At 53.8% G+C, this 12448-nt stretch carries 10 protein-coding genes; 4 read left to right on the top strand and 6 right to left on the bottom strand.

The genetic code is table 11. The annotated features are described in order from the left end of the window. Positions 1-151: 151 nt before the first annotated feature. From pyrH to rpsB, 3 genes are all read right to left on the bottom strand, one after another. Positions 152-877: a UMP kinase gene (gene pyrH / locus L350_RS08470; RefSeq protein ID WP_008501910.1), complete on the bottom strand. Its 726-nt coding sequence runs from the start codon at positions 875-877 to the stop codon at positions 152-154. A 149-nt stretch (positions 878-1026) separates the two neighbouring features. Further along, positions 1027-1878, bottom strand: coding sequence for a translation elongation factor Ts (gene tsf / locus L350_RS08475; RefSeq protein ID WP_015572722.1), 852 nt, complete (start codon positions 1876-1878; stop codon positions 1027-1029). A 117-nt stretch (positions 1879-1995) separates the two neighbouring features. Beyond that, positions 1996-2721, bottom strand: a complete 726-nt coding sequence (gene rpsB, locus L350_RS08480; protein ID WP_022647105.1) for a 30S ribosomal protein S2 — start codon at positions 2719-2721, stop codon at positions 1996-1998. A 321-nt stretch (positions 2722-3042) separates the two neighbouring features. On the opposite strand from rpsB, the gene map reads away from it, so the two are divergent. The 4 genes from map (at position 3043) to L350_RS08500 (ending at position 7933) form a co-directional block, all read left to right on the top strand. Further along, on the top strand, positions 3043-3837 hold the full coding sequence (gene map, locus L350_RS08485) for a type I methionyl aminopeptidase (RefSeq protein ID WP_022647104.1): 795 nt from the start codon (positions 3043-3045) through the stop codon (positions 3835-3837). A 62-nt stretch (positions 3838-3899) separates the two neighbouring features. Next, positions 3900-6575 (top strand): bifunctional uridylyltransferase/uridylyl-removing protein GlnD, encoded by a 2676-nt coding sequence (gene glnD, locus L350_RS08490; protein WP_032625600.1) that lies wholly within the window; start codon positions 3900-3902, stop codon positions 6573-6575. A gap of 32 nt (positions 6576-6607) precedes the next feature. Further along, complete coding sequence (gene dapD, locus L350_RS08495; protein ID WP_003856214.1) at positions 6608-7432, top strand: 2,3,4,5-tetrahydropyridine-2,6-dicarboxylate N-succinyltransferase; 825 nt, start codon at positions 6608-6610, stop codon at positions 7430-7432. Positions 7433-7543: 111 nt separating this feature from the next. Continuing rightward, positions 7544-7933: a DUF3461 family protein gene (locus L350_RS08500; RefSeq protein ID WP_022647102.1), complete on the top strand. Its 390-nt coding sequence runs from the start codon at positions 7544-7546 to the stop codon at positions 7931-7933. 89 nt (positions 7934-8022) lie between these two features. On the opposite strand, the gene L350_RS08505 is transcribed toward L350_RS08500, so the two are convergent. The 3 genes from L350_RS08505 to dgt all read right to left on the bottom strand — a co-directional run bounded on the left by L350_RS08505 (position 8023) and on the right by dgt (position 12404). After that, a complete protein-coding gene (locus L350_RS08505) occupies positions 8023-9180 on the bottom strand; it encodes a CdaR family transcriptional regulator (RefSeq protein WP_032625567.1) in 1158 nt (385 codons plus the stop codon). A gap of 146 nt (positions 9181-9326) precedes the next feature. Beyond that, on the bottom strand, positions 9327-10757 hold the full coding sequence (gene degP / locus L350_RS08510) for a serine endoprotease DegP (protein WP_023299364.1): 1431 nt from the start codon (positions 10755-10757) through the stop codon (positions 9327-9329). Positions 10758-10889: 132 nt separating this feature from the next. After that, positions 10890-12404, bottom strand: coding sequence for a dGTPase (gene dgt / locus L350_RS08515; RefSeq protein WP_032625565.1), 1515 nt, complete (start codon positions 12402-12404; stop codon positions 10890-10892). Positions 12405-12448: the final 44 nt, after the last annotated feature.

The raw sequence follows: 12448 nt of genomic DNA, 5'->3' as shown, positions 1-12448 counted from the left end.
AACTTGTCTCAGGCAGACTATCCGCCAGCACAGCGCTACAGGTGTGCTAAGTATAGTCGCGTTTAATTCATGACAGCGCCAAAGGCGCGTCCAGGTAAGATACCACTACAAAGTAAAGCGGAATCTTACCTGTATTTATCGCCGACGGAAATTATTCCGTGATCAAAGTGCCTTCTTTTTCGCCCATCACGACGCGACGCAGCGCGCCAGGCTTGTTCATGTTGAAAACACGGATCGGCAGTTTATGGTCGCGAGCCAGCGTGAAGGCGGCAAGATCCATCACTTTCAGCTCTTTATCCAGCACTTCGCTGTAGCTCAGCTGATCGTACATGGTCGCGGAAGGATCTTTTGCCGGGTCGGCAGTAAACACGCCATCTACTTTGGTCGCTTTCAGCACCACATCGGCTTCGATTTCGATACCGCGCAGGCAGGCTGCGGAATCGGTGGTAAAGAACGGGTTACCCGTACCGGCGGAGAGGATCACCACGCGGTTGTTGCGCAGCAGGCTGATAGCCTCTGCCCAGCTGTAGTTATCGCATACGCCATTCAAAGGAATAGCGGACATCAGGCGAGCGTTCACATAGGCGCGATGAAGCGCATCACGCATCGCCAGGCCATTCATCACGGTTGCCAGCATCCCCATGTGGTCGCCCACTACGCGGTTCATCCCCGCTTTCGCCAGACCAGCACCACGGAAAAGGTTGCCACCGCCAATGACCACGCCAACCTGAATACCCAGTTCGACCAGTTCTTTGATTTCCTGTGCCATGCGATCAAGGATGCTTGCGTCAATACCGAAGCCTTCCGATCCTTGCAGCGCTTCGCCACTCAGCTTAAGCAGAATGCGTTTGTACACGGGTTTTGCATTGGTAGCCATGTTTCTTTCCTGAGACTGTCAACGATTAAGATGGGGTTAATTCTGGCGACATGATATGTCGCAAATCAGCACAGCGATACTGGAGCCTGTCTGATTTCGTGAGACGGGTGACAAAAAGAAGCCGCCCTCAGGCGGCTCCTTTTCAATCATTAAGACTGCTTGGACATGGCAGCAACTTCTGCTGCGAAGTCAGTCTCAACTTTCTCGATGCCTTCACCCACTTCGAAGCGGATGAAGCCAGTCACGTCAGCGTTGTGCTCTTTCAGCAGCTGAGCAACAGACTTGCTTGGATCCATTACGAAAGGCTGGCCAGTCAGAGAAACTTCGCCGGTGAATTTCTTCATGCGGCCTTCAACCATTTTCTCTGCGATTTCTTTTGGCTTACCAGACTGCATCGCGATGTCCAGCTGAACCTGGTACTCTTTCTCTACCACTTCAGCAGACACGTCTTCTGGCTTAACGAATTCTGGTTTGCTTGCAGCGATGTGCATTGCCAGCTGTTTAACCAGCTCTTCGTCAGCGCCTTTAGCCGCAACCAGAACACCGATACGCGCGCCGTGCTGGTAAGAGCCCAGAACATCGCCTTCCAGGGAAGAAACGCGACGGATGTTGATGTTCTCACCGATTTTAGCAACCAGCGCAACACGCTCTTCTTCGAACTGTGCTTTCAGCACTTCAACGTCAGTGATTTTGCCTGCAACCGCTGCGTCCAGAACTTTGTTAGCAAATGCCTGGAAACCAGCATCTTTAGCAACGAAGTCAGTCTGGCAGTTAACTTCCAGAATGATGCCGTAGTTGCCGTCGATTTTGGTGATGATCACGCCGTCAGCAGCAACGTTGCCTGCTTTCTTAGCTGCTTTGATCGCACCGGATTTACGCATGTTTTCGATTGCCAGCTCGATGTCGCCGTTCGCTTCGGTCAGCGCTTTTTTGCAATCCATCATGCCTGCGCCAGTACGCTCACGCAGCTCTTTTACCAGGGATGCGGTAATTTCAGCCATTCTTAAATCCTCGGGAGATGTGAACTGCCCGGCCGGGAGCCAAACAGTATAAATTGAAAAAAGGGGCCGATAATGGGCCCCTATTCATACACGGTACTAATAAGGGGTAAAACCTTATTATTCAGCTTCTACGAAGCTTTCTTCCGCCTGAGAAGCCAGATCCTGGGAACGGCCTTCACGAACGGTAGCAGCTACAGCGCTCAGGTACAGGCTAACAGCACGGATTGCGTCGTCGTTACCCGGGATAACGAAGTCAACACCGTCCGGATCGGAGTTGGTATCAACGATAGCGAATACCGGGATACCCAGGTTGTTAGCTTCTTTGATTGCGATGTGCTCGTGGTCTGCATCGATTACGAACAGCGCGTCTGGCAGGCCGCCCATATCTTTGATACCGCCCAGGCTGTTTTCCAGCTTGTCCAGTTCACGAGTGCGCATCAGCGCTTCTTTTTTAGTCAGCTTATCGAAAGTACCGTCCTGAGACTGGGTTTCCAGATCTTTCAGGCGCTTGATGGACTGACGAACAGTTTTCCAGTTGGTCAGCATGCCGCCCAACCAGCGATGGTTCACGAAGAACTGGTCGCAGCTGTTAGCAGCATCTTTCACAGCTTCGCTTGCAGCGCGCTTAGTACCAACGAACAGAATCTTACCTTTACGGGAAGAGATCTTGCTCAGCTCAGCCAGGGCTTCGTTGAACATTGGTACAGTCTTCTCAAGGTTGATGATGTGAACTTTGTTACGTGCGCCGAAGATGAAAGGCTTCATTTTCGGGTTCCAGTAACGGGTCTGGTGACCGAAGTGAACACCAGCCTTGAGCATGTCGCGCATGGAAACAGTTGCCATGTTTAAAACCTCTATATTGAAAGTTGGGGTTATGCCTCCACGTATCCCATATTACCGACCCCGAAGGGCACCCCGGAATATGTGCCGATACGTGTGTGTTGTTACACAAAGTGAGATTTGTCGCTCCCGTCCAGCCTGTGTATCTGAGATGGATCGGAAGTCCGGCGCGCTTTATATCACAAAACACGGCCAGAAACCAATAATTGTTGGCGGAGTGTGCTGTTAATGATTCTCAATTTGGCACGGGGTGCGCCTGACTGATACCATTGACAACACTTACACTAGTATTGTCGAAAAAATCGACACCGATGGACAGATTACATGGCTATCTCTATTAAGACACCTGAAGAAATTGAAAAGATGCGCGTCGCCGGTCGTCTGGCCGCTGACGTGCTGGAAATGATCGAACCGTTTGTGAAACCGGGCGTCAGCACTGGCGAACTGGATCGCATCTGTAACGACTATATCGTCAACGAGCAGCACGCGGTCTCCGCCTGCCTTGGCTATCACGGTTTTCCAAAATCCGTCTGCATCTCTATTAATGAAGTGGTTTGCCACGGCATTCCGGATGACGAGAAGCTGCTGAAAGATGGCGACATCGTCAACATCGACGTGACCGTCATTAAAGACGACTACCACGGTGACACCTCTAAGATGTTCATCGTTGGCAAGCCAACGATTCTGGGCGAGCGCCTGTGTAAAGTCACCCAGGACAGCCTCTACCTGGCGCTGAAAATGGTGAAGCCAGGCATCCGCCTGCGCACCATCGGCGCCGCAATCCAGAAGTTTGTGGAAGCGGAAGGTTTCTCCGTGGTGCGTGAATATTGCGGTCACGGTATTGGTCGTGTGTTCCATGAAGAACCGCAAGTTCTGCACTATGATGCAGACGACGGTGGCGTAGTGCTGCAAAAGGGCATGACCTTCACTATTGAGCCAATGGTCAACGCGGGCGATTACCGCATCCGTACCATGAAAGATGGCTGGACGGTAAAAACCAAAGACAGAAGCTTGTCTGCCCAGTACGAGCATACTATTGTGGTTACAGACAACGGCTGCGAAATTATGACGTTGCGCAAGGATGACACCATCCCGGCGATACTGACGAACATTGAGTGATAAGAAGCCGGCGAATGCCGGCTTTTTTAATGGCGATAGCTTTTTCTTATGGGTGGCGCACGATGAGTAATCTCTTACCCGAACAGTATGCTAACACAGCACTTCCCACCCTCCCCGACCAGCCTGATAACCCGGGCGTCTGGCCACCGCATGAGCTGACCTGCGCACATATCAAATCCCATATGGCGGTTTTCCATCGCTGGCTGGGTAGCGCATTTGATGCAGGCGTCTCAGCCGAACAGCTCATTGAAGCGCGCACCGAATTTATCGACCAGCTCCTGCAACGTCTGTGGATCGACTACGGTTTCGGGCAGGTGAGCGACGTCGCGCTGGTTGCTGTCGGCGGATATGGCCGGGGTGAACTGCATCCGCTCTCTGATATCGACCTGCTAATCTTAAGCCGTAAAAAACTGCCGGACGATCGGGCGCAGAAAATCGGTGAGCTGTTGACCCTGCTCTGGGACGTGAAGCTGGAAGTGGGTCACAGCGTGCGCACGCTGGAAGAGTGTCTGCTGGAAGGGTTATCTGACCTGACCGTCGCTACCAATTTAATTGAAACCCGCCTGCTGATTGGCGACGTGGCGCTGTTCCTCGAACTGCAAAAGCACATCTTTAGCGACGGCTTCTGGCCTTCAGAAAAATTCTTCGCCGCGAAAGTCGAAGAACAAAACCAGCGCCACCAGCGCTATCACGGCACCAGCTATAATCTCGAACCGGATATTAAAAGCAGCCCCGGTGGCCTGCGCGATATCCACACGCTGCAATGGGTCGCCCGTCGCCATTTTGGGGCCACCTCGCTGGACGAAATGGTCGGTTTTGGTTTTCTGACCGAAGCCGAACGTAACGAACTCAACGAGTGCCTGCATCTGCTCTGGCGCATCCGTTTTGCGCTGCACCTGGAGGTCACCCGCTACGATAACCGCCTGCTGTTTGACCGGCAGCTTAGCGTGGCGCAGCGCCTGAATTACCAGGGCGAGGGCAACGAGCCGGTCGAGCAAATGATGAAGGATTTCTTCCGCGTCACTCGCCGCGTCTCTGAGCTGAACCAGATGCTGTTACAGCTGTTCGATGAGGCGATCCTCGCGCTGCCGGCAGACGAAAAACCGCGTCCGATTGATGACGAATTTCAGCTGCGCGGCACGCTGATCGATCTTCGCGACGAAACGCTGTTCATCCGCGAGCCGGAAGCGATCCTGCGAATGTTCTATACCATGGTGCGCAACAGCACGATCACCGGGATCTACTCCACTACCCTTCGCCATTTACGCCATGCGCGGCGTCATCTGAAGCAGCCGCTGTGTTACATCCCGGAGGCGCGCTCGCTATTCCTGAGCATGCTTCGTCATCCGGGCGCCGTCAGCCGCGGTCTGCTGCCGATGCACCGACACAGCGTATTGTGGGCCTATATGCCACAGTGGTCGCATATTGTCGGGCAGATGCAGTTCGACCTGTTTCACGCCTATACGGTGGATGAGCACACGATCCGCGTCATGCTCAAGCTGGAAAGTTTTGCCAGAGAAGAGACGCGATCCCGCCATCCGCTGTGCGTTGATTTGTGGCCGCGCCTCTCTCACCCGGAACTGATCCTGATCGCCGCCCTGTTCCATGATATCGCCAAAGGTCGCGGCGGCGACCACTCCGTACTCGGTGCCCAGGACGTGCTGAAATTTGCCGAGCTGCACGGCCTGAACTCACGTGAGACGCAGCTTATTGCCTGGCTGGTTCGCCATCATCTGCTGATGTCGGTTACCGCTCAGCGTCGTGATATTCAGGACCCGGAAGTGATCAAGCAGTTCGCCGAGGAAGTGCAAACGGAGAACCGCCTGCGCTACCTGGTCTGCCTGACGGTAGCCGATATCTGCGCTACCAACGAAACCCTGTGGAACAGCTGGAAGCAGAGCCTGCTGCGCGAACTGTACTTCGCCACCGAAAAACAGCTGCGTCGCGGGATGCAGAACACCCCGGATATGCGCGAGCGCGTGCGCCACCACCAGTTGCAGGCGCTTGCCCTGTTGCGCATGGATAACATTAACGAAGAGGCACTACATCAGATTTGGGCGCGCTGTCGCGCCAACTACTTTGTGCGCCACAGCCCAAACCAGCTTGCCTGGCACGCCCGGCATCTGCTGAAGCACGACCTGACGAAACCAATGATTCTGCTCAGCCCGCAGGCCACGCGTGGCGGAACGGAGATCTTTATCTGGAGCCCGGACCGGCCTTATTTGTTTGCGGCGGTCTGCGCCGAACTGGACAGGCGTAACCTGAGCGTTCACGACGCGCAGATTTTTACCACCCGCGACGGCATGGCGATGGACACCTTTATTGTACTGGAGCCGGATGGCAGCCCGCTGTCGTCGGACAGGCATGAGGGGATACGCTTTGGCCTCGAGCAGGCGATTACGCAGCGCAGCTGGCAACCTCCGCAGCCGCGACGTCAGCCAGCAAAACTGCGCCACTTTACCGTCGATACCGAGGTCAATTTCCTGCCGACCCATACCGACCGTAAATCGTTCCTTGAGCTGATTGCGCTCGACCAGCCAGGGCTGCTCGCCCGCGTCGGCCAGGTATTTGCCGATCTGGGAATTTCGCTTCACGGCGCCCGAATTACAACCATTGGCGAACGAGTAGAAGATTTATTTATAATCGCGACGGCCGACCGGCGTGCCCTTAATAATGACCTGCAACTTGAAGTGCAACAACGGTTGACAGCAGCCCTCAATCCAAACGATAAAGGGTGACGTGTTTTTTAGTGAAATGGAAAGAGTAAACAATGCAGCAGTTACAGAACGTTATTGAGTCCGCTTTTGAGCGTCGCGCCGACATCACTCCGGCAAATGTGGATACCGTGACCCGTGAAGCGGTAAACCAGGTTATTTCCCTGCTGGATTCCGGCGCGCTGCGCGTGGCAGAAAAAATCGACGGTCAGTGGGTTACTCATCAATGGCTGAAGAAAGCTGTGCTGCTCTCTTTCCGTATCAACGATAACCAGGTTATCGACGGAGCAGAAAGCCGCTACTTCGATAAAGTGCCAATGAAATTTGCGGATTACGACGAAGCGCGCTTCCAGAAAGAGGGCTTCCGCGTAGTACCACCGGCAGCCGTTCGTCAGGGGGCATTCATCGCACGCAACACCGTGCTGATGCCATCCTACGTGAACATCGGCGCCTACGTTGACGAAGGCACCATGGTGGACACCTGGGCTACCGTCGGCTCCTGCGCGCAGATCGGTAAAAATGTTCACCTGTCCGGCGGCGTCGGCATTGGTGGCGTTCTGGAGCCACTTCAGGCTAACCCAACCATCATCGAAGACAACTGCTTCATCGGCGCACGTTCCGAAGTGGTTGAAGGCGTGATCGTCGAAGAAGGTTCTGTGATCTCCATGGGCGTGTACATTGGCCAGAGCACCCGTATTTACGATCGCGAAACCGGTGAAATTCACTACGGCCGCGTTCCAGCCGGTTCCGTTGTGGTTTCCGGCAACCTGCCGTCTAAAGATGGCAAATACAGCCTGTACTGCGCGGTCATCGTGAAAAAAGTGGATGCGAAAACGCGCGGTAAAGTGGGCATCAATGAACTGCTGCGCACCATCGATTAATCGGGTATAACAAAAAGCGGGGGCAACCCCGCTTTTTTTATATCCGAAGGTGGCGAAAATAGATTTTTTCGTTAATTATTCATAGGTTATGTTGAGATCAAGGGTACCGCTATGTACGATAATCTGAAAAGTCTGGGCATTACCAATCCTGATGAAATTGATCGTTATAGTCTCCGCCAGGAAGCCAATAACGATATTTTGAAAATCTATTTTCACAAGGACAAAGGAGAGTTCTTCGCCAAAAGCGTGAAATTTAAATACCCACGCCAGCGTAAGACCGTTGTCGCTGACGGTATCGGTCAGGGATATAAAGAAGTACAGGAAATCAGCCCTAACCTGCGCTACGTTATCGACGAACTCGATCAAATCTGCCAGCGCGATCGCAGCGAAGTCGATCTGAAACGTAAGATCCTTGACGACCTGCGTCACCTGGAAAGTGTTGTTACCCATAAGATCAGCGAAATTGAAGCTGATCTTGAGAAATTGACGCGTAACAAATGAGCCGTTTTATTGCCCGGTGGCGCTTCGCTTCCCGGGCCTACGAACGCATGTAGTCAGGGTAAAGCGAAGCCGCCACCCGGCAAACAGCATCATCTTTGTTCATCCAGCTGCAACGCCACATACAGCAGTAGCCGGTCGTCAAAATTCCCTAAATCCAGCCCCGTCAGTTCCGAGATCCGGTTTAACCTATACTCCAGCGTATTACGGTGAATAAACAGCGCTTTTGACGTTGCCAGCGGCTGCACGTTATGCCGGAACCACGCCTGCAACGTGCGGCGCAGCAGCCCGTTGTTGTCCATCGCTTTCAGACGCACAAGCGGGCGCGCCAGCTCGTTGGCCTGCCAGCCACCGCGCAAACTGTCGAGCAGGACCGGCAGCATCAGATCCTGATAGAAATAACTGCGGCTCTCCGGCATGCGCTGTTTACCCACCATCATGGTGGTGCGCGCCGTTCGCCATGAACGGGCGATACTTCCCGGCCCGGTAAAGTAATTTCCCAGCGCGACGCGAAAACGGAGCTGTCCGTTCTCCTTCATGCGCTCGATGAGCAGCTCAACGCGGCGACGATGATCTTCCGCGTCCCAGCGACCAAACTGATTAAGCGCAGGCTTGAGCACCACCATTTCCGTCAAAGAGACGATTGCCACCAGGTTGTTACGCTCCGGCGTCGCCAGCATATTTTGCAGCTGCTGTAGCTCCACCATGGCGCTGTCCACGCCAAGCTGGCCGCTATCCACCTCAATAACGGCGACCACGCGCGGCTGATTCAGGTCGATACCCAGACGCTGCGCCCACTCACCCAGGGCAGGCGTGTGCTCCTCCGCCTGGATCAAATTCATCACCAGCTCTTCACGCAGGCGGCTGTCCTGGGCGAGCAGATGCATCAGACGCGACTGCTCCAGCATCATCTCCGCCGTCATGCAGACCAGCTCGCCGTATTTACGCAGCGATTCAGGATCGCCGGTCAGACCGATAACGCCAACAATCTCTCCTTCCAGACGCAGCGGCAGGTTGATCCCCTGACGGACCCCGTGCAGATGTTTCGCCACGGCGTCATCAATGTCGACCACGCGCCCCTGAGAGAGCACCAGCAACGCCCCTTCGTGCAATTCACCAATACGCTCACGATCGCCGCTGCCGATAATGCGCCCTCGGGCGTCCATTACGTTGATATTGGTATCGATGATTCGCATGGTGCGCGCCACGATATCCTGCGCCATTTTGGTATCAAGATGCCAGCCAGCCATATAACCCTCCCGTGAGCAGAGCTCAAGCATAGGGAAGTTCAGCTAAGGCTGCATTGTGCAGATGCCCAAAGGCAGAGAGAGATGTATGGAGTTGTGGGAAAGGTCACAGAAAAGAGAAAGCCCCTGCGTACAGGGGCTTAAGAAGATTACTGCATCAGGAGATAAATAGAGGTATCACCACGCTGAATATTCAGTGCCAGCACGGACGGCTTGCTGTCGAGAATTTTGCGCAGTTCAGCGATGTTTTTCACCGGCTGCTGGTTAGCGCCCATGATCACATCACCTTTTTTCAGGCCGATACGGGCAGCAGGTGAGTTCGCTTTCACGTTGTTCACCACCACGCCTTTATCTGCCCCTTTGTTGCTCATCTCAGCACCTTCAATACCGCTGAAGATGGTGCTGGAATCCACCTGATTCTGACTGCTCTGTTGCAGTTCCAGGCTCACGTTAACTGGCTTACCTTCACGCAGCAGGCCGAGGGTCACTTTACTGCCGATTGGCATAGAACCCACTTCCGCACGCAGGGCGGCAAAGCTGCTGATCGGTTTACCGTTCAGAGAGGTGATCACGTCACCCGCTTTAATGCCGGCTTTCGCCGCTGAAGAGTTCGGCATGACCTGGCTTACGAATGCGCCGCGCTGAGCGTCCACTTTCATTGCTTTCGCCAGCTCGGAGTTCAGCTCGGTCCCCATGATACCCAGCTCACCACGTTTCACCTGTCCATATTGCACCATCTGCGCAGTCAGGTTTTTCACCATGTTGCTCGGGATAGCAAAGCCGATACCGATGTTGCCACCGTCCGGTGCCAGGATAGCGGTGTTGATACCGATCAGTTCACCGTTCAGGTTAACCAGCGCACCGCCGGAGTTACCGCGGTTAATGGCCGCATCCGTCTGGATGAAGTTTTCATAGTTTTCCGCATTCAGGCCGCTACGTCCCAGCGCGGAGACGATACCCGAGGTCACGGTTTCGCCCAGACCAAACGGGTTACCGATGGCGACAGTGTAGTCACCCACGCGCAGCGCGTCAGAGTCGGCAAGCTTAATCGCCGTCAGGTTCTTCGGATCCTGAATTTGAATCAGTGCGATATCGGAGCGCGGGTCTTTACCGACCACTTTGGCATCGAATTTACGGCCATCGCTCATCTGAACCTTAATGGTGTTAGCATTATCTACCACGTGGTTATTGGTCACCACGTAGCCTTTCGCTGCATCAATAATAACGCCCGAGCCGAGTGCCATGAATTTCTGCTGCTGGCCGCCGCCCTGACCGTCATCCCCTGCGCCGCCCTGACAGAACGGGGAGCTCTGGAATGGCGAACCGTCCTGGCAGAATGGCGAATTGTCACCGAAGAACTGCTGGAAATTACGCGGCATACGCGGCGTATTGACGGTTGTGCTGCCCTCAACGTTAATACTCACCACCGATGGCATCACTTTTTCGAGCATCGGGGCCAGGCTTGGCATCTGCTGCGCAGTTGCTGCCGAGGAAGCTGTCTCGGCCGCCGTCGCCAGAGGGGACAACGCTAAACCTAAACTCAGAGCCAGTGCACTCATTGCTAATGTGGTTTTTTTCATGTTTCTCAATCTCGATTTACCAGATAACGCAAAATTGCTGTGTAACTCAGATTCGTTTTATACCGCTTAGTTCCGGGATTAAGTTTATGGAAAAAGTAAAAATTTATTGGTCGTCTTTACAAAACTCATGGCTTATTCAACGGCCATAAGCTTGCGGTATTCATCCCAGGCATACAAATCTGTCATCCCGCTGATATAGTCCTGGATAAGACGACAGCGATAATAATATTCCATGACTGGCCATTGGGAAGAATGACGATCTATTTTACTGACGGCCTCAATGTATGCCAGCCGGTGACGGGTTGAAAGCTTCTGATAGAGACGAGATTCAATCGGCAGGCGGCGAACACGTTCATTTTCGACCAGCTCGCAAAACTCATCGACCATCAGCTGGAGCAGCGGGCCATAAATTTCCAGCAAACCGCTGATAACCCGGTATCCTTGCAGCTCCAGCTGTTCGACATCCGGGTGGCTGAAAACATGGCGAACAGCCACGTTTTTATATAATTCAAGCAGCTGACTAAAACTGCTCTCATCTTCCAGCAGGGCGTGATTAAATTCCCCGCTAAATATCATCGGCAAATTATCAATGAAACGGGCGGCCGCATACGGCACCAGTTTATTCAGCGTATTGACCCGCAAATACATAAAGAACTGATCTTCGGTACTGCGGCTCAGCGAATTTGAACGCGATTTATCCCAGGCATTCTCGACGACCTGTGCAAACAGAGAACCTTTTTCATGCTCTCCCCAGGCATCGTGAAGATGCTGATACAGCTCCTCGACGCTGAATATTCTTTTTTCCACTGCGTCTTCCAGATCGGCCACGCAATAAGAAATGTCATCAGCCGCTTCCATAATCCACGTCAATGGAAAACGGCCATTCGGCGTTAGCGAAAGTTCTTTACGCAACCGTTCAATGTACGCTTCTTCCGACAGGTAATAGCCCGGTTTTTTCATCAGGTAGCTATGGGTGGCAGGCGTTTCCCCCATCCACCACGCGGGACGCGTGTATTTGAGAATACAGCCCACCTGCGCCCAGGTCAGATTCATGCGCATCAGGGAGTGCACCAGACGGATCCCCTGCGCGTTACCTTCGAAATGACACAGATCCTGACGCACCTTGCGGCGCAGATCGTTCAGGCTATCTTCGCCCTCACGCAGGCGTAAATCGCGTACCACACAGCGGTCATCGCTGAGCGGCTGGCTTATGGCGTCAGAGGGAAAAAGCCGCTGTTTAAACCAGTCATTGATGGCGGCCTCGCCGAAATGACCAAAGGGAGGATTGCCGATATCGTGCATCAGGCAGGCCATCTCAACGATGCTTTCGAACGGCCCGGTCAGTTCATCCAGCCCGTAGGTTTCCAGCAGACGTTGCTCTTTAAGACGGCTGAGGATCTCTTTTGCAATGTAGCGCCCCACCTGCTGCACTTCCATGGAGTGCGTTAACCGCGTACGCACCGCGGCGTTACGCTCCAGCGGGAACACCTGGGTTTTTTGCTGTAACCGGCGGATGGCGGGCGAATTGATGATGCGTCCGCGATCGCTTTCAAAAATGCGCAGGATCTCATGTTCGCTCTTATCGCCCTGTGGCGAACGGAAACGTCGGTGCCAGTTAATTTTGGTGCGAAAATCGATTGGTGCCATGTGCTCCCCCGCGTGAGAATGCGTTTCCCCTTAACCGCATGATA

The sequence above is a fragment of the Enterobacter sp. MGH 4 genome (genome assembly GCF_000534735.1).
GTDB classification, from domain to species: Bacteria; Pseudomonadota; Gammaproteobacteria; order Enterobacterales; family Enterobacteriaceae; genus Enterobacter; species Enterobacter intestinihominis.
Note: the sequence above shows the minus strand (reverse complement) of the source record. Positions and strands in the feature narration are given on the sequence as shown.

Bases quoted from the DNA above. Each gene is read 5' to 3' on its own strand.
- dapD (WP_003856214.1), top strand. From the start codon at position 6,608: ATGCAGCAGTTACAGAACGTTATTGAGTCCGCTTTTGAGCGTCGCGCC.
- pyrH (WP_008501910.1), bottom strand. From the start codon at position 877: ATGGCTACCAATGCAAAACCCGTGTACAAACGCATTCTGCTTAAGCTG.
- rpsB (WP_022647105.1), bottom strand. From the start codon at position 2,721: ATGGCAACTGTTTCCATGCGCGACATGCTCAAGGCTGGTGTTCACTTC.
- glnD (WP_032625600.1), top strand. From the start codon at position 3,900: ATGAGTAATCTCTTACCCGAACAGTATGCTAACACAGCACTTCCCACC.
- map (WP_022647104.1), top strand. From the start codon at position 3,043: ATGGCTATCTCTATTAAGACACCTGAAGAAATTGAAAAGATGCGCGTC.
- dgt (WP_032625565.1), bottom strand. From the start codon at position 12,404: ATGGCACCAATCGATTTTCGCACCAAAATTAACTGGCACCGACGTTTC.
- degP (WP_023299364.1), bottom strand. From the start codon at position 10,757: ATGAAAAAAACCACATTAGCAATGAGTGCACTGGCTCTGAGTTTAGGT.
- L350_RS08500 (WP_022647102.1), top strand. From the start codon at position 7,544: ATGTACGATAATCTGAAAAGTCTGGGCATTACCAATCCTGATGAAATT.
- tsf (WP_015572722.1), bottom strand. From the start codon at position 1,878: ATGGCTGAAATTACCGCATCCCTGGTAAAAGAGCTGCGTGAGCGTACT.
- L350_RS08505 (WP_032625567.1), bottom strand. From the start codon at position 9,180: ATGGCTGGCTGGCATCTTGATACCAAAATGGCGCAGGATATCGTGGCG.